The sequence below is a fragment of the Nitrosomonas mobilis genome (assembly GCF_900103035.1).
GTDB classification, from domain to species: domain Bacteria; phylum Pseudomonadota; class Gammaproteobacteria; order Burkholderiales; family Nitrosomonadaceae; genus Nitrosomonas; species Nitrosomonas mobilis.
Genome location: NZ_FMWO01000094.1, coordinates 1 through 16,334 on the forward strand (window position 1 = coordinate 1; position 16,334 = coordinate 16,334).

17 protein-coding genes and 1 pseudogene are annotated in these 16,334 nt (G+C 49.4%); 11 read left to right on the forward strand and 7 right to left on the reverse strand.

Features of this window, described 5'->3' with window-relative positions:
• The first annotated feature begins 23 nt into the window (after positions 1-23).
• Positions 24-1,067 (forward strand): IS5 family transposase, encoded by a 1,044-nt coding sequence (locus tag NSMM_RS13430; RefSeq protein ID WP_090288264.1) that lies wholly within the window; start codon positions 24-26, stop codon positions 1,065-1,067.
• Positions 1,068-1,330: 263 nt separating this feature from the next.
• Here the strand turns inward: NSMM_RS13430 and NSMM_RS13435 are convergent, their stop codons facing one another.
• Positions 1,331-4,258 carry a chemotaxis protein CheB gene (locus NSMM_RS13435; RefSeq protein WP_090288224.1) on the reverse strand — a complete coding sequence of 976 codons (2,928 nt, stop codon included), beginning with the start codon at positions 4,256-4,258 and terminating at the stop codon, positions 1,331-1,333.
• A 730-nt stretch (positions 4,259-4,988) separates the two neighbouring features.
• Between NSMM_RS13435 and NSMM_RS16810 the strand changes: the two genes are divergently transcribed.
• The 5 genes from NSMM_RS16810 to tkt all read left to right on the forward strand — a co-directional run bounded on the left by NSMM_RS16810 (position 4,989) and on the right by tkt (position 10,057).
• Positions 4,989-5,501: a polyphosphate kinase 2 family protein gene (locus tag NSMM_RS16810; protein ID WP_281200919.1), complete on the forward strand. Its 513-nt coding sequence runs from the start codon at positions 4,989-4,991 to the stop codon at positions 5,499-5,501.
• Positions 5,461-5,868: a polyphosphate kinase 2 family protein gene (locus NSMM_RS16815; protein ID WP_281200920.1), complete on the forward strand. Its 408-nt coding sequence runs from the start codon at positions 5,461-5,463 to the stop codon at positions 5,866-5,868. Before NSMM_RS16810 ends, NSMM_RS16815 begins: the two co-directional genes overlap by 41 nt.
• 123 nt (positions 5,869-5,991) lie before the next feature.
• Positions 5,992-6,288 (forward strand): DUF1840 domain-containing protein, encoded by a 297-nt coding sequence (locus NSMM_RS13445; RefSeq protein ID WP_090288226.1) that lies wholly within the window; start codon positions 5,992-5,994, stop codon positions 6,286-6,288.
• The gene (gene pgm / locus NSMM_RS13450) at positions 6,285-7,931 is read left to right on the forward strand and encodes a phosphoglucomutase (alpha-D-glucose-1,6-bisphosphate-dependent) (RefSeq protein WP_090288228.1); all 1,647 of its coding nucleotides are present in this window, start codon (positions 6,285-6,287) and stop codon (positions 7,929-7,931) included. The genes NSMM_RS13445 and pgm overlap by 4 nt, the downstream gene beginning before the upstream one ends.
• A 32-nt stretch (positions 7,932-7,963) precedes the next feature.
• Entirely contained in the window at positions 7,964-10,057 is a 2,094-nt protein-coding gene (tkt, locus tag NSMM_RS13455; protein WP_090288230.1) for a transketolase, read from the forward strand.
• A gap of 231 nt (positions 10,058-10,288) precedes the next feature.
• Here tkt and NSMM_RS17280 read toward each other — a convergent pair whose 3' ends face one another.
• The 5 genes from NSMM_RS17280 to NSMM_RS13475 form a co-directional block, all read right to left on the reverse strand.
• On the reverse strand, positions 10,289-10,603 hold the full coding sequence (locus tag NSMM_RS17280; protein WP_483814935.1) for a four-helix bundle copper-binding protein: 315 nt from the start codon (positions 10,601-10,603) through the stop codon (positions 10,289-10,291).
• Between the two features lie 165 nt (positions 10,604-10,768).
• Entirely contained in the window at positions 10,769-11,125 is a 357-nt protein-coding gene (locus NSMM_RS13465; protein ID WP_090288232.1) for an HvfA family oxazolone/thioamide-modified RiPP metallophore, read from the reverse strand.
• A 191-nt stretch (positions 11,126-11,316) separates the two neighbouring features.
• Complete coding sequence (locus NSMM_RS13470; RefSeq protein ID WP_090288234.1) at positions 11,317-11,523, reverse strand: CsbD family protein; 207 nt, start codon at positions 11,521-11,523, stop codon at positions 11,317-11,319.
• Positions 11,524-11,552: 29 nt separating this feature from the next.
• Entirely contained in the window at positions 11,553-11,651 is a 99-nt protein-coding gene (locus NSMM_RS16895; RefSeq protein WP_342671797.1) for a hypothetical protein, read from the reverse strand.
• 428 nt (positions 11,652-12,079) lie between these two features.
• A complete protein-coding gene (locus NSMM_RS13475) occupies positions 12,080-12,271 on the reverse strand; it encodes a CsbD family protein (RefSeq protein WP_090288236.1) in 192 nt (63 codons plus the stop codon).
• Positions 12,272-12,508: 237 nt separating this feature from the next.
• Here NSMM_RS13475 and NSMM_RS13480 point away from each other — a divergent pair.
• From NSMM_RS13480 to NSMM_RS13500, 5 genes and pseudogenes are all read left to right on the forward strand, one after another.
• Positions 12,509-13,016, forward strand: a pseudogene (locus NSMM_RS13480) (IS5 family transposase); the annotation flags it as partial.
• Positions 13,017-13,453: 437 nt separating this feature from the next.
• Positions 13,454-14,209 (forward strand): Crp/Fnr family transcriptional regulator, encoded by a 756-nt coding sequence (locus NSMM_RS13485; RefSeq protein ID WP_090288239.1) that lies wholly within the window; start codon positions 13,454-13,456, stop codon positions 14,207-14,209.
• A 469-nt stretch (positions 14,210-14,678) separates the two neighbouring features.
• Positions 14,679-14,816 carry a lmo0937 family membrane protein gene (locus NSMM_RS15345; protein WP_143001955.1) on the forward strand — a complete coding sequence of 46 codons (138 nt, stop codon included), beginning with the start codon at positions 14,679-14,681 and terminating at the stop codon, positions 14,814-14,816.
• A gap of 107 nt (positions 14,817-14,923) precedes the next feature.
• Complete coding sequence (gene tnpA / locus NSMM_RS17220; protein WP_425412385.1) at positions 14,924-15,091, forward strand: IS66 family insertion sequence element accessory protein TnpA; 168 nt, start codon at positions 14,924-14,926, stop codon at positions 15,089-15,091.
• Positions 15,057-15,584, forward strand: a complete 528-nt coding sequence (locus tag NSMM_RS13500) for a peroxiredoxin (protein WP_090288241.1) — start codon at positions 15,057-15,059, stop codon at positions 15,582-15,584. The genes tnpA and NSMM_RS13500 overlap by 35 nt, the downstream gene beginning before the upstream one ends.
• Positions 15,585-15,983: 399 nt before the next feature.
• Here NSMM_RS13500 and NSMM_RS13505 read toward each other — a convergent pair whose 3' ends face one another.
• Positions 15,984-16,232: a hypothetical protein gene (locus NSMM_RS13505; protein WP_090288243.1), complete on the reverse strand. Its 249-nt coding sequence runs from the start codon at positions 16,230-16,232 to the stop codon at positions 15,984-15,986.
• Positions 16,233-16,334: the final 102 nt, after the last annotated feature.

Consider the following 16,334-nt stretch of genomic DNA (forward strand, 5'->3'; position numbering starts at 1 on the left):
TGAAACCCATTCTTCTCCTGCCGATGAAACCACATAGCGCCATCAAGCTTGACCTGTTCGCCGACGAACACCACCGCAAGAAAATCGACTCGCTGGGTGACCCACTGGTTGAGATCGAGTCGCACATTGACTTTGCTGCCTTGGCGATGGAGGTTGATCGGGTGGCGCCCCGTCCGATGAGTCCGCAGGGCGGACGCCCGCCGTACCCGACCGAGACGATGGTTCGCATTCTTGTTCTGAAGCGTCTGTACAACCTCTCGGATGAACAGACGGAGTACCAGTTGCTTGACCGCATGAGCTACAAACGGTTCTGCGGACTGGCGAACGCGACGAACGTCCCCGACCGCACCACCGTGTGGACCTTCGAGAACCGGATCGGCGAAGCAGGGGCCAAGGCGCTGTTCGACGGCGTCTCCGCGCAGCTGCTCCAACATGGATTCATCGCGCGTGGCGGTCAGATCATCGACGCCACGCTGGTGCCGGCGCCCAGGCAGCACAACAGCCGAGGCGAGAAAGGACTCATCAAGCAAGGCGCGATGCCCGCCGACTGGAAGCCGGCGAAGCGGCGCCAGAAGGACACCGACGCGACCTGGACGAAGAAACACGGCAAGAGCCACTTCGGCTACAAGCTGTCAATCAGTGTCGACAAGAAGCACAAGATCATCCGCCGGATTGAGACCGATACCGCCTCCACGCACGATAACGATAGCCAGCACTTTGACAACGTCTTTGACACGAGCAACACGAGTCGTGATGTCTATGCCGATCGAGGCTACCCGTCGGAGGAGCGTGAAGCCTGGCTCAAGGAGAACGGTTTCCGAAACCAGATTCAGCGGAAGGGCAAGCGCAACAAGCTGCTGTCCGAGTGCCAGCAGCGACGCAACAAACGTATTGCCAAGACGCGCGCACGGGTCGAGCACGTGTTCGGCGCTATCGAGCAGATGGGCGGCAAGTTGCTGCGCACTATCGGTCAGGCGCGGGCCAACTTTGCAATGACGATGGTGGCAGCCTGCTACAACCTGAAGCGACTGGTCTACTTCGAAGAGACAGGAATCAGGGCCTTGTGACACCCGAAATGGGCCTAATCGCCAATGTCCTGGGCGATTCGAGGTAAAAACGGCGCGACATCGCCAGGAAAAGTAGCGATTTGTCGTGGAAATCGAACCCAATTCGGCCGCGGTCATCATTTTGCGGCAGGATTTACTGAAAACCTCGGGTTATTCGAGGTGCCCGAATATCTTGGTGTTCTCCCCGGTCGCTTCATCGTGAATAAGCAGTTATACATAGGATGTGTTGGCACGATAGGATATCGAGCATCTGCTTGAGCGGGTCACTTCGATTCATGCTTTATTTTTTTTCGTTTGGAGATGTTCTGGGTAAATCCCAGTAATCTGATTACAGTATTTTTGGGGTCGGTGAAGGGAACGAATGAAGACTGAAAAAAGCGACCATCCTCAGCTGTGAATTCAAACTCTGAGCATTGTCCTTCGAGCGCGGCTTGAAGTAGATTGTTTATTTGTTTCTTGTCTCCTTCACTAACTATATCCAAATAAAGCGTTCCTTTGATATTGCTATTGGCTTCAACACCCATCATTCGCAAGCCAGCAGGGTTGATTGATATGAAGCGGCCCTCAAGGTCGATCTCATGGATACCGTATGGAGAGCGTTCTACCAACATCCGATATTTTGCTTCACTTTCCTGCAAGATCTGTTCATGCTTCTTGCGCTCGGTAATATCATCGAAGGTTATCACCACGCCGTCGATGACGCCAGCCACTGTTCGGTAAGGCCGTGCCCGCAGGTAGAAGCTCTGTCCATTGTTGCTCTGTACCTCGACTTCCTTTACAGCGAGATTATCGAGCACTTGTTCCGCGTATTTTGTCAAGTCCACGTCAATCAAGTTAGAGGCGAAGTGTTTAATAGGGCGTCCTGTATCCATTACAGCCAAAGAGATGATGCTGGCGATCTTCGGTGTAAAACGCCGGATACACAAATCAGTGTCCAGGAAAATAGTAGCTATATTCGTACTGTCCAGCAAGTTCTTCATGTCGTCATTGATCACGGACAGCTGATCAATGCGACTTTGAAGTTCAGCATTGACCGTCAACGACTCTTCGTTGAGGGATTGCAGCTCTTCCTTCGAAGTCTCTATCTCTTCATTAGTGCTCTGCAGCTCCTCATTGGTGGATTGCAGCTCCTCGTTAGTGGATTTCAACTCTTCATTGGAAGTCTCCAGTTCCTCAATGGTGGACTGCAAATTTTCCCGATTGTGTTGAAGTTCCAGCTCCAACTCCGCTACGGTTTTATTACTACTGTTACTTAATATTCGAGTTTTCTTCGTAGAATGCGCATGAGCAGTAGCTTTGATCTCACGGAATATAACCATCATCAGGTTTTTTGTTATACCTTTTCCAAGCACTGGCTTAACAGTTAGATCGATAATCAGATTATTGCCGTTGTATTGCACCTGTAGGTTTTTACAATTAACCGCTTCTTTGTGAGTGCTGACCTTACGGATAGCGTTGACCAATACCTCCCTTAGCCCGGCTCGCGCCATCTCTAAGATATTTGCAGTAGCCTTGCCTTCGGCCAGCTCCAAGTAACGACCAGTACGGCCATGGATATAGACGATATTATGCGAGCCGTCGATGATCGCACAGGGCGGGGTGTCGCTCTCATAAAGAATGGTCTCAATGAGCTGCAAGGCGCTGAGCTCTTCTGCCTGCTCAATCTTAATTTCGCCAATTGTTTCATGGGCATTTTTATCACTCAACATTGGCGGCGGCAGATTGAATAACGGAGGGTAACTAGTATTCATCATTTTGCGCCGGAAAATCTTCCATTTCTTGGACTCGAGATTAAACAAATCTATATTTTGACCAATACTCTCCGAAGTACCGAGAAATAAAAGGCCGTTGAAATTCAGGCTGTAATGAAATATAGGCAGTAACTTGCGCTGTAGCTCCGGGCCTAAGTAGATCAAAAGATTACGGCAGCAAAGTAGGTCCAACTTGGTAAACGGCGGGTCCTTGATAATGCTTTGCTGAGCAAAAACCAGCATCTCACGGATCGATTTATTAATCCGATACTGGTGGTCATCTTCTTTGATAAAGTAGCGTTCCAGGCGCTCGGGACTAACGTCTGCCATAATATTCGACGGATAAAGTGCGGCACGAGCAATAGCGATAGCATCCTGATCGATATCGGTAGCGAAGATCTGGACATTGAAATGACGGCGGATTTCTGCTGTACACTCCCGCAGCAGGATGGCAATGGAGTATGCCTCTTCGCCGCTGCTGCAGCCTGCCACCCATACACGTACTGTATAATTGTCTGGTTTGCTCTCTAACAACTGCAGCAGCACTTTCTTCAATGCCTCAAAAGCTTCGGGGTCGCGAAAAAAATTAGTGACACCGATCAACAACTCTTTAAACAAGATGTCCGCTTCATGCTCGCTATCCTGGAGATAGCGCATATAGTCCGTAATTTCTGTCATATGGTGCAGATTCATGCGTCGTTCAATACGTCGACAGATCGTATTCATTTTGTAAAGCGAGAAATCATGGCCAGTGCGATTGCGCAGAATAATGAAAATTTTTTGCAACGCATTGGGTATACCCTCCTTTGTACGCGTGAGGAGAGGACTTATCACATGCTTCGTTTGTTTGGTGTAGTTGATTAATTGCTCTGGCATCTCGCTCGTTGGCAGGATGAAATCCACTAGACCGGTAGTAATGGCGCTGCGCGGCATACCATCATATTTGGCCGACTTTTCATCTTGAACCATCGCCATCCCGACCTCGCCTTTTATCGCTTTTAGCCCTAACGTGCCATCGGTGCCGGTGCCAGAAAGAATAATGCAGACCGCGTTAGCGTGTTGATCTTCTGCCAGGGAACGAAAGAAGGTGTCAATCGGTAAGTTAGTGCCATGGGGCTGGCTAAAATCTATTAGATGCAACTTACCATGCAGAATGTGCAGTTCCTTGTTCGGCGGAATCACATAGACACTGTTTGGCTTGACCAGGGTACCGTCTTTGATATGGTATACCGGCATATTAGAATGCCTCTGCAGCAGCTCGGGTAGCAGGCTGTCGTGAGAAGGATCCAGGTGTGTCACTAAAACAAATGCCATGCCGCTGTCCGCAGGCATTGCTTTGAAGAAAGATTCTAAAGCTTCTAACCCGCCAGCCGAGGCACCAATTCCAACGATAGGGAATTCATCGTGTGTCGTCTTGGATAGATATTCTTTCTCTGTCATGCCACATCCTCTCAGCTTAGCAAGCTATAAATGAAGTCAACCAAAGTCTGGGGTTTAGGGAGTAATGAAACGTAAAACCAGGTTAAGTATAGTTCCGTTGCATTAAAGAAAGCGGTTATCTGGTTGATTTTATCAAGCGTACAGTTGGTCTTGACGCGATTATCTTGCCAGAGCAAATTGTTCAGCAAAAGACATCTTGTCAGCTCCTTCCATCATCGACTGACCTTTGCGAGTCATGTGCATGGATTATGCCAGACAGGATATTTTTAGCTGATTGAAAAGATTTGAATCCGAGCTTTGGTTTTATTATTCGCTTCACTGCCTGATGGTCTTATTCCACGATATTGTTAAGGTATTTGACCTGCCTGACAACAATGTGGAAGCGTCATTATTCTTGATGATCTGATCAATAACTGCTTTATCACGCTTGGCTGCCAATATTTCTTCCAGGTGCCGACAACTTAACGGATAAGCTGTGCACCAACGGATACAAACCAGAATTATATCAACCAGAAACTGCATCCTTATTTACAATAAGCATGTAGCATCACTATGCTCTTTAATGGTCAACACTCTACACGAATGCATCGATGATCTTGCTTGATGCGACAGAACCCGTTCGAACAGTGGAAGACTTGGAGAAGGCAGAGCCGGAGAACCAGAAAGATGAACCGGATGAGCCCCGGAAATAAACAGCGCCTGGAAGCGCGGCTGACTGGAGAGGATGAAGATGAAGATCAAATCGAAAAATTTCCGTGTACAAGAGGGCGAACAGGTCGATCTCAAGAAGTGGCCGACACGAGTGAAACCAGTGTACAAGTCTAAAAAAAAGTACAAACAGTATCTTGGCGAACAAGTAGAGGAGCTAAGTGAGCTGCAGCGCCTTCACTACGCATCCAACCGCTACGCGGTATTGCTTATTTTTCAGGCTATGGACGCCGCCGGCAAGGATGGCGCGATCCGGCACGTTATGTCCGGTGTCAACCCACAAGGCTGTCAGGTATTCAGCTTCAAACATCCGAGCGCCACGGAACTCGAGCACGATTTCCTGTGGCGCACCACTCGATCTTTGCCGGAACGCGGCCGGATTGGCATCTTCAACAGATCCTATTACGAGGAGGTGCTGATCGTGCGTGTACATCCAGAGATTCTGTGCGGCCAGGGACTTCCTGACGGGCTGCTCGACGAGAAAACGATTTGGCGTGAGCGCTATCGTGGATCTGGAGAGCCATCTCTATCGTAACGGCACACGCATCATCAATTTTTTTCTTCATCTCTCAGAGGAAGAGCAGCGTAAGCGCTTTCTCGATCGCATCGACAAACCGGAAAAAAACTGGAAATCCAGTCTTGCCGACATTGAAGAAAGAAAATACTGGAAGCAGTACATGCAGGCCTATGAAGCTTGCCTAAGCGCAACGAGTACAAAAAAGGCCCCTTGGTATGTGGTGCCCGCCGACGACAAAAAGAACGCCAGACTAATTATTTCGCAGATTATTCTCGATACTTTCAAGTCGCTCAAAATGCGTTATCCTGAAATGGATGCTAAACGCCAGCAGGAATTGCTGTCGATCCGACAATGGCTGATGAAGGAAGGTCTGGGTTACAACTGAGCACGAAAATCCGGCTTGCACCGGCGTACAGAGAAAAGCTGTGCTAGAAATTAAAATTACTTAGGTACCGGCTGTCTTGTGCAATTTGCGAGTAGCTACAAATATTAACTTATGGAGGCCTATATGCTTGTAACATTTAAAACCGATGCCTACGCCAACATCACTATGTTTGGAGACGTCGCGCTTGATATGCTGAAAATAATGGGGCACAGCGCAACCGTGCCCGGTGCGATCCTGGCGGCAGATGTTCCTGCGGCCTTGAGTAGACTAACTGCCGCTATCGATACAGAAAAAACCGCGCCGCCGGTTGAGGACAAAGATGCGGATGAGCCGATGGTTAGCATAACTCACCGAGCGCTGCCTCTTGTCAATCTGCTTGCTGCAGCAGCAAAGGCAGAATCCAACGTAATGTGGGAATGAAAATAAATCCATTTGCGGGGAAGTTGGCCACACCGGCAATGCTGGTCGACGTGCCGAAACTTGTTACTGCCTACTACGCTGATGTGCCTGATGCTTCAGTGCCAGGGCAACGAGTGGCATTCGGTACATCGGGGCATCGTGGCTCCGCTTTCGAAAATAGCTTCAATGAATGGCATGTTTTGGCCATCAGTCAAGCCATTTGCCAGTACCGCAAGCTGAAAGAAATTGATGGTCCATTGTTTTTAGGTATCGACACCCACGCACTTTCCGTACCGGCGTTTACCAGTGCGCTTGAAGTGCTGGCGGCTAATGGTGTGAACGTCATGATCGCGGATAAAGACGAATATACGCCGACTCCTGTCATTTCACACGCAATACTGACATACAACCGCGGGCGCGATACGAGTCTGGCGGACGGCATCGTCATCACACCGTCGCACAATCCACCCGATAGCGGCGGCTTCAAGTACAACCCACCCAACGGCGGGCCGGCGGATAAGGACGTCACCAAATGGATCGAAACCAAAGCCAATGAGTTTCTGGAAAGCAGCCTTCAGGGCGTAAAAAGAATTTCTTTCGAACATGCCAAGAGCGCCGCTACCACGCACCGCTATGATTTTCTCAATACTTATATAAACGATCTCGGCAGCGTGCTGGATATGGATGCGATTCGCGGCGCGAACATCAGAATGGGCGTGGATCCGCTGGGCGGTGCCGGTGTTCACTATTGGGATTCGATTGCCGAGCGCTATGGCTTGGATCTCACGGTTGTGAACCAAGCTGTCGATCCGACTTTCCGTTTTATGACGGCCGATTGGGATGGCCAGATTCGCATGGATCCGTCTTCGCCATACGCGATGCAGAGCTTGATCGATCATAAGGACCGCTTCGACATCTCTTTTGCCTGCGATACCGACCATGATCGGCATGGCATTGTCACTCGAAACACGGGGTTGCTGCCGCCCAACCATTACCTTTCGGTCGTCATTTTCTACCTTTTCCAGCATCGACCGAAGTGGCACAAAGATGCGGCGGTTGGCAAGACAGTCGTCAGCAGCCAGATGATCGATCGTGTTACAGCCAAGCTCGGCCGCAAGCTCTACGAGGTGCCTGTCGGTTTCAAATGGTTTGTGGATGGCCTGCTCGACGGCTCACTTGGCTTTGGCGGAGAAGAGAGTGCAGGCGCATCTTTTAGCCGTCTGGACGGCAGCGTCTGGACAACAGATAAAGACGGCATTGTCCCGGCTTTGCTATCGGCGGAGATTACCGCGCGCATGGACCGTGATCCTGACGAAATCTACTCAGAGCTTACGCGGGAGTTCGGCGAATCTGTTTGCGATCGTGTTGAGGCGCCGGCGACTCTGGAGCAAAAGCGTATGCTGGCGCAACTCTCACCACAGCAAGTGCGGATCACGCAACTCGGCGGCGAGCAGATCGACCACGTGCTCGACCGTGCGCCGGGCAACAACGCGCCGATCGGCGGCATCAAGGTGGTCACCGCCAGCGGCTGGTTTGCTGCCCGGCCGTCCGGCACTGAAGATATTTATAAAATTTACGCAGAGAGCTTTCGCGGAGTAGCACATCTGCGACAAATCGTAGACGAAGCGCAGGCCATCGTCGACGACGCGTTGGCGGACCATTGACACTCGATCCATACACTATATTAGGAGTGACCATGACAGACGAACTCGATCAGCTTTGCATCAATACCGTGCGGTTTCTGTCGGTAGACGCCGTGCAGCAGGCCAACAGCGGACATCCTGGCATGCCGCTCGGTGCGGCGGCAATGGCCTATGTGTTGTGGACACACCAGCTCAAGCATAATCCGCGTAATCCGCACTGGTTCGATCGCGACCGTTTCGTGCTCTCGGCTGGACATGGTTCGATGCTGCTCTACAGCCTGCTGCACCTGACCGGCTACGATCTCTCTCTGGACGATATCAAGCAATTCCGCCAGTGGGGCAGTAAGGCACCAGGACATCCCGAACGCGGCCATACGCCGGGTGTTGAAGTCACAACCGGACCGCTCGGGCAAGGCCTTGCGAACGCAGTCGGTATGGCGATCGGCGAAGCAAGCCTGGCCGCACGCTACAATCGAGACGGCCACACGCTGATTGACCACCATACCTGGGCCATAATCAGCGACGGCGACTTGATGGAAGGAGTCGCCTCCGAGGCTGCCTCACTGGCCGGACACCTCAAGCTGGGCAAGTTGGTCTGCCTGTACGACGACAACTACGTCACGCTATCGGCTGACACAGACATCACATTTTCCGAAGACCGCGCCAAACGCTTCGAAGCCTATGGCTGGCAGACTATCAGCGTGACCGAGGGAAACGACGTGGCTGCGATCAGCACCGCGCTGGAGACCGCTCGCACCGACATCACGCGACCATCGCTGATTCTGGTGCGTACACATATTGGCTTTGGCTCGCCAAAGCAGGATAGCTACAAGGCGCACGGATCACCGCTCGGTATTGAGGACGTAAAAAGGACCAAGAAAAAACTTGGCTGGCCAGTTGATCCGCCGTTTCTGGTGCCCGAGCCCGCTCTGGTACATTTTCGTGCAGCATTGACGCGCGGCGCGCGCGACGAGACAGCGTGGAACGATCGCATGACGGCTTACGCGCAGGCATTTCCCGAACTGGCCGAAGAATTGCGGCAAAGCCTGTGCGGTGAGCTGCCATCGGGTTGGGCCGAGGACATTCCAATATTTCCGGCCGATGCCAAGGGCATCGCCACGCGGATTGCCTCGGGCAAGGTGATGAACGCCATCGCACCGCGGCTGCCAGCGCTGGTCGGCGGCTCGGCAGATCTTGACCCGTCCACCCACACCGTGCTGGAGGGATTGGGCGATTTCAACCCGACAATGGCATCCAGCGAGGATGTTGAAGGGTCAGACAACGGCGGCTGGAATTACGCCGGTCGCAACCTGCACTTCGGTGTGCGCGAGCATGCGATGGGCGCCATCGTCAACGGACTGGCCGCGCATGGCGGCTTCATCCCGTACGGCGCCACTTTCCTGATTTTCTCCGACTACATGCGCCCGGCGATCCGCCTCGCCGCGTTGATGGGTGTGCACGTGGTGCACGTGTTCACCCACGACAGCATTGCGCTCGGCGAAGACGGCCCGACCCACCAGCCGGTGGAACAGTTGGCCAGCCTGCGCGCGATTCCCAACCTCACCGTGATCCGCCCTGCCGACGCCAACGAAACCGCGGTAGCGTGGAAGGTGGCCGTGGAAACCCGCGGCCACCCGGTGCTGCTGGCGCTGAGCCGGCAGGACTTGCCCACGCTCGACCGCAGCCGCTATGCCAGCGCCGATGGTCTGCGCCGTGGCGCGTATGTGCTGAGCGAGACGAAGGATCGCCAGCCCGCACTGATCCTAATCGCCAGCGGCTCCGAAGTCAGCCTGATCCTCACCGCCGCTGAGCGTCTACAAAATGAAGGCGTCGCCGTGCGCTGCGTGTCGATGCCGAGCTGGGAACTGTTTGATGCACAGCCGCAAAGCTACCGTGACGAAGTGCTGCCGCCGAGCATACCTGCTCGACTAGCAGTGGAGCTTGGCATATCCCAGGGTTGGCACCGCTACCTCGGTGATCGCGGCGATATGCTCGGCATCGAACACTTCGGCGCTTCCGCCCCAGCCGACGCTCTTCTGCGCGAGTACGGCTTCACGGTCAACAACGTGGTTGAACGCGCCCGGGCGTTGCTGGCCTCGATCTCCGGCTCTCCTACACATACAGCCTCATCAGAAACTCTTAAGTGACGCCGTGCGTACTGACGCTGCGATGGCACGCTGACAGCGCGTTGGAAATCGCCGTGGCCGGCGCAGTCTATTGAGAAGACATGAGGCTAAAGCTGATCAGTCATTCATCCAGACTATGGCAACGATGGCAACGGCAGTTAGCCTTTCTGAAGAGGCAGCATTGTGCGCTATGCGCTCAACAAACAATCGGCTGGAGCGAGTAATTTCGGGAAAAATCAGAAATTCTGAGTGCTAATCAAAACCTGGAGGGGTAAGTAGTATTGGCATGGCAAGCAGTGCCATCAGGCTGAATTTGCACTGACAGTGTTCCATGTCATGTGCACCACACTGTTCAGCACACCATTCGCATATTTTGGCACATAGTAAACATTCTTCTTTGTAAAATTTACTGTTACGCGCTATGGCATCCGCACTCAATCTACAGGCAGCGGCACACTCAATACAACAGGCAGGACAGTCATTAGAACTGGTTTCCTTAGCCATTTGCGAGAAACAGCTGTAGCATTCAGTCGCACAGTCATTGCAAGCCGCGATGCAGTCGCGCATAGCCTGGGTCAGTTGATAGCTTATAGTTTTTACTCCTGATAAATTGTAAAAATTAGAACGGATTCCAATCTCGAACTCTATAACATTTGCAACTAAAGTGGAGGCTTAGAAATTCCAATCTGGCTACCACACCTTGCCGAGAAAGAATACTGTTTTGCAAGTCGGTTACTTGCCGCCATCATGCATTTTTCTTTTCTCTGATTTCATTTTATCCATTTCTTCTTTGTCAACAACCCCATCTTTGTTGGCATCCATTTTCTCAAACATGGCATCGTGGTGTTTGTCCCATTCTTCTTTGGTAACCTTGCCATCCTTATTGGCATCCACCATGTGGGCGCCGCATTTACCTTCACCAGATTTACTTTCATCCGCTTTCGTATGACCGTATGCGACCATGTAGCCTTTATCCATAACCTGCACGCTAAACGGATTCTCGGCGGCAGAAGCTATGGATGCAATACTGAGAGTGGCAGCAAAAGCTGATCCTATCGCGACTGAAATAATTGATTTCTTTTTCGACATAACGGTTCTCCTAAGTGTTTGAGCGAATATAACATCACGATTTACATGAGATTCGTGTGGGTAATTTTATTGCAGCTGCAAAATCAACCACTATCGTGACAACGCAGAAGATTTCGCTGGACTGGCAATCAAAACTTGCTGAGCGGCATCTGTTCTTGCAGCATGCCGCTCATGCTCTACCCATGAGAATACTAATCTTCTTTATGTTTCTTTTCCCATTCGGCAATTTGTTTCTCTGCTTCTTCTTTGCTAACTCCATACGATTCCTGGATTTTGCCAACTAACTGGTCCCGTTTCCCGGAAATTGTATCGAGATGATCGTCAGTCAACTTGCCCCATTGCTCCTTGACTTTGCCTTTAAATTGTATCCAGTTCCCTTCTATTTGATCCCAATTCATGTCGTAACTCCTTTTTAAGTTGAATGGTATTACTGCTGCTTGATGCTCATTTCATCGGTGATATTTTTGGCGCCATCAACTTTTCCTGCAAGCCCTATCGCTCGGTCACTCTGAATCTGATTTTCCACAAATCCACTGAGTTAAACCGTACCCTTACGGGCTTCAACTTTGATATCCGGGCTTTCCAAGACAATATCTAGTTAAGCAGAGTAACCTTAACTTTTGTAGTTATGACAACCATCATCGATAGCTGTTCCCAGGGAAGTATATTTACACTCTCAGAACGAGACTCTTACTGATAGCTGTCGCATGCTGTAACAAGTAGACCACCGACCAGTATGATGATAAGAGTCACAAACATATTTTTCATGCTCATAACTTTCCTTGGGATTCTGAAGCTAATAGCTCTGAGTTAGAAATTCAGACTATCTCTCTCAGATTCATGGCTGTCTATAGCCAATCTGTGATCTGTTGCTTGTAAACTGCCACCGCAGATTTCTGCTGAGCAGACATTTGATACAACAATGGCATTCGCTCGGCAAAACAGATAACCTTATTAGTCCTTGGTATCTGGTTTCACATCTTCAATTGCTTCTTCCAAGTTGCCAATACCTTTCTGTATCTTACCTTCAGCTTGTTCCTTTAAACCTTTGGCCTGCTGTTCTTTACTACCAAACAGTTTGCCGGTTTCTTTCTGAATTTTTCCAGCGATATCTTTTGCTTCGCCTTTTACTTGATCTTTATTCATGGTGAGTTCCTCATATTAGATTCAATATTGATAAAATAACGAACCAAGGGCAATCCGCGTGTTACAGACCATATAACCAATCTACTTGATGCAGTCTAATGCGGATTGAGTTGCACTTCTGTGCGCCAGCCAACATAGCACCCAAAGTAATATTTATATTTTTCCTATGGTTTGTCGGAATTTTTCGATAACTATCTAATAAATATAGGAAATCATGTAATATTGAGGTTCCTATATCCGGATAGTGAATTGGAATTTATTGATGGCAGCCACGTTAAAGCACATCAGTATAGTGTGGGAACGGTCGACAAGAAGCCTCAGGCTATTGGGATAAGCCGTGCAGGAAATACCACAAAGATTCACCTGGAGATTGATAGTTATGGCTTGCCAATCGAATCTGACATCACTGCTGGAGAAGTCAATGATTGTTCTGCGGTACCCGATTTGATTGCCAGGTTACCTGACGCGGAAGCGATGGTAGCGGACAAAAGCTATGACAGTGATTGTATATGGGAGCAGATAACAGAGAGCCATGCCTGTAATACCAGGAAAGCGCAATTCATCGAAAAGTAATGCAGACATGGATTGGAAGCTTGTATAAATATCGGCATTTGGTGGAAAACGCTTTTGTGCGATTAAAGCAGTATTGTGCAGTGGCAACAGATATGACAAACTGGAGAGAAATTACAAAAACATGGTTGCCATGGTTTGTGGATATCTGTGGCTACCCAAGGGGTATAAATAATTTTGTGTAAATGGTCGTTTAGCAGGAAACTGCAGACCAAACAACGGCTTGATTTATTTAAAAGTTCGCATGCGCTGGATGTAAATCCACTGGCATCGAATATTTTTTCGCTACCCCTCCACCTTTCATGTTTTGGAAAATACACTCAATCTATCGCCATCTCTGTGCGCTGACGCACACACTTGGTTTTTTTATGTACCATGCACATTGGAATGACCTATTTAATCATTTCAATGTGCAACAAAACATTGACAATGTGCAACAAAACTTGAGCTAACATAGGAAAGCCTCTAAAAATTCAGAGTTCTAAGTATGGCTAGGCGCAAGCAAAAAATACTGATGGAGCATATACTTGATACGTAAGGAAGTATTTTCCGTGAGTAACGAGGCATGCGAGGAAATATGAATTTTTAGAGGTGCTCATAAGGAGAATTCCAATGCCTAGTGCTAGCATCATCAATACATCCGATACATCCCATACTCCCCATAGTCCAAGCCAGAACCGTCTTCTCGCTGCCCTACCTGCGGGTGACATGGAAAGTCTGTATCCTCATTTGAAGCTGGTACCAATGCCGCTCGGCGAAATTCTTTGCAAGTCTCACTGTACAACTAAACAAGTCTATTTTCCCACCACTTCGATCGTGTCTTTACTCTTCGTTACGGAAAATGGCGCATCGACTGAAATAGCGGTAGTCGGTAATGAAGGAATCGTCGGGGTAGCCCATTTCATGGGTGGAAATACTATGCCGACTGAAGCTGTGGTACAGAGCGAGGGCTACGCCTACCAAATAAATGTACAGTTGTTACTGCGGGAATTCAATCACGACGCACCAATACAGCACCTGTTACTACGTTATACGCAGGCGCTGATCACCCAGATTGGGCAGACTGCGGTATGTAATCGCCATCATTCGCTAGAACAGCAGCTTTGCCGCTGGTTGCTGTTAAGCCTTGATCGCTTGCCTTCGAACGAGTTGATCGTGACGCAGGAATTAATCGCCAATATGCTCGGCGTACGCCGCGAAGGCGTTAGTGAAGCGGCTGGTAAATTACAACGTGCGGGTTTGATCAGTTATTACCGCGGCCACATAACCGTGCTGAATCGTCCTCGCTTGGAGGACATTGTTTGCGAGTGCTATAAAGTAGTCAAGGAGGAATATGACCGGCTGCTTCCCGAAAGGATGGCAACCTGAGCAATGTTTCACAAAGCTTTTCTATAAAAGCGCCACATATTAATAATCAACACTTATTTGTTCGGCAACGCACAGACTGCATTCATACCTGGATTACAAAAGCCCAAACCAATACGAAGCAGAAGCAGCAGAAAAATCGATAAAAGCAGCTTAACTGATGTGTCCAGTTTTACTTGACCACGTCACAAAGCATCTCCAGATTCATACAAAACCTTGTCAAGGGTCATTGGAGTCAATTCGAGATGCGGAAACAGGCGGGACTGCACTTCGACTCACAAGGCAGCCAGAAGATGGTTTTGCTGAGGTGAAGGTAATGCAGACATACTAACCCTCCGAATCTGAAATGCGGCTTTTGGAGTATGACCCGGAATCAGATTCGCTCTGTGTTCTATCGTACAGACATGCCACCGTGATTACGCTTATTATCTCAATTGGCAGTTCTTATCAGATAAATCGCAGGAGATAAAATATGCTTGAGACCGTTGCAATAGTGTTGGTAGCTCTGTGGGTGCTGGGGTTGGTTTCATCGGCTTCCATAGGGGGGTTTATTCACATCCTCCTGGTCATAGCGCTCGTTGTGGTAGCGATACGGGTTATTCGAAGGTAACCGTCCAACCCTCCCATCTACGCAATCATAATTTCCGACATTACCATCCTCTTTGTTACTTTACTGAAGGATAATCGGTGATCGGCAAAAGATGATCAACAAAATATATCCGTGGCTGGCAGACAAGCGGTTTGTCGCAAGCTGCCTATTGCAGGTCTCACGGGTTGAGTGCGAAAACATTTGGCAATTGGTTGCGTGCAAAGCGGGGATATCAATACATGATTTTAAATTGGAGTAAAAATGACTACTTTAACTGTCCCAGACGTTGTATTTAGAACCCGCATCCGTGATGAAAGTATTGGTGGTAGCGACCCTTTTCGCTGGCAAGATGTCAGCACCAATGATATCTTCAAGGGGAAAAGGATCGTGCTATTTGCACTACCAGGCGCATTTACGCCAACCTGTTCAAGCACACACCTACCTGGGTTTGAAGCAAGCTATCAGAAAATTATCGACCAGGGCATAGATGAGGTGCATTGTTTAAGTGTCAATGATGCGTTTGTTATGTACCAATGGAGTAAGCATCTGAATGTTCAGCATGTCAAAATGCTGCCTGACGGCAATGCAGATTTTACCCGGCGCATGGGCATGCTGGTCAGAAAAGAAAATCTGGGATTCGGTTACCACTCATGGCGTTATTCCATGCTGGTTGATGACAAAGTCATCGTCAAACTATTTAGCGAACCGGGACACAGTGATAATTGCCCGGATGACCCTTTCACGGTCAGTGGTGCGGATGGCATGCTTAGCTATTTAAAGCAACAATAAATGGTTTTTCGTAGATCGAAGTAGTAATGTCCGTTTTCCCTTGGAGTAGAAATGCCCTCTTTGTGCATTCGCGTGGCGCCCGAATGACTGTAAGCCCTCATGTGCGGCGCCTACGGTGATTCGGGAGCGAATTCCTTTATTTACCTGCCAGGTTAACAGGTTAAAACCTGGCCTTACCCCAGCTCCAATACTGAAAAACGGATGCTTTAAGACAGATGGTGGCGCAAAACGTTTACCTTATCTCGGCTTGTAACTGAGTCAATTTAACCTGCGCCAATTCAATTTTGACCACAACTTTCTGTTTGTATGTCATTTGTACTCATGACATCTCCCCCAATAAATCATGGTTTGAATCCTAGTGCGATGCCCTTTAAGGCAATGGCACAGATGATTCCAATCCTAATTGGTGGCGTCCTTGGCTTCTTCCTTAATTTCTTTAGCCGTATCTTCGATCGCATCACCAGCATCTTCAGCGGCATCACGAACTTTTTCGCCAGGACGGCGATCAAGCGCATCATCAACTTTATCCGTCGCTTTATCTATGGACTTATTCACGGTTTTTTCGGCATCCGTTTGTTTCTGGTCGCATGCGGCCAACGTCAATACTGTTGCGGCAAGCATGGATACAAGCAGGTAATGTAATTTCATAGTTAATTCTCCTCTATCGGTTTTCGCTGTGCTCAGCAGGCCACTCCTTCTGAACACGTTTCTATCTAACTGCTGCTTGAAGTCTAGTGATAAAAACCATAT

What these genes read in the sequence shown, in the direction of transcription:
- NSMM_RS13465 (WP_090288232.1), bottom strand. Translation starts at nt 11,125, where the DNA reads ATGTCGAAAAAGAAATCAATTATTTCAGTCGCGATAGGATCAGCTTTT.
- NSMM_RS13445 (WP_090288226.1), top strand. Translation starts at nt 5,992, where the DNA reads ATGCTTGTAACATTTAAAACCGATGCCTACGCCAACATCACTATGTTT.
- NSMM_RS13470 (WP_090288234.1), bottom strand. Translation starts at nt 11,523, where the DNA reads ATGAATTGGGATCAAATAGAAGGGAACTGGATACAATTTAAAGGCAAA.
- NSMM_RS13475 (WP_090288236.1), bottom strand. Translation starts at nt 12,271, where the DNA reads ATGAATAAAGATCAAGTAAAAGGCGAAGCAAAAGATATCGCTGGAAAA.
- NSMM_RS16810 (WP_281200919.1), top strand. Translation starts at nt 4,989, where the DNA reads ATGAAGATCAAATCGAAAAATTTCCGTGTACAAGAGGGCGAACAGGTC.
- NSMM_RS17280 (WP_483814935.1), bottom strand. Translation starts at nt 10,603, where the DNA reads ATGCGCGACTGCATCGCGGCTTGCAATGACTGTGCGACTGAATGCTAC.
- NSMM_RS13500 (WP_090288241.1), top strand. Translation starts at nt 15,057, where the DNA reads ATGACTACTTTAACTGTCCCAGACGTTGTATTTAGAACCCGCATCCGT.
- NSMM_RS13485 (WP_090288239.1), top strand. Translation starts at nt 13,454, where the DNA reads ATGCCTAGTGCTAGCATCATCAATACATCCGATACATCCCATACTCCC.
- NSMM_RS13505 (WP_090288243.1), bottom strand. Translation starts at nt 16,232, where the DNA reads ATGAAATTACATTACCTGCTTGTATCCATGCTTGCCGCAACAGTATTG.
- NSMM_RS13430 (WP_090288264.1), top strand. Translation starts at nt 24, where the DNA reads ATGAAACCACATAGCGCCATCAAGCTTGACCTGTTCGCCGACGAACAC.
- pgm (WP_090288228.1), top strand. Translation starts at nt 6,285, where the DNA reads ATGAAAATAAATCCATTTGCGGGGAAGTTGGCCACACCGGCAATGCTG.
- NSMM_RS13435 (WP_090288224.1), bottom strand. Translation starts at nt 4,258, where the DNA reads ATGACAGAGAAAGAATATCTATCCAAGACGACACACGATGAATTCCCT.
- tkt (WP_090288230.1), top strand. Translation starts at nt 7,964, where the DNA reads ATGACAGACGAACTCGATCAGCTTTGCATCAATACCGTGCGGTTTCTG.
- NSMM_RS15345 (WP_143001955.1), top strand. Translation starts at nt 14,679, where the DNA reads ATGCTTGAGACCGTTGCAATAGTGTTGGTAGCTCTGTGGGTGCTGGGG.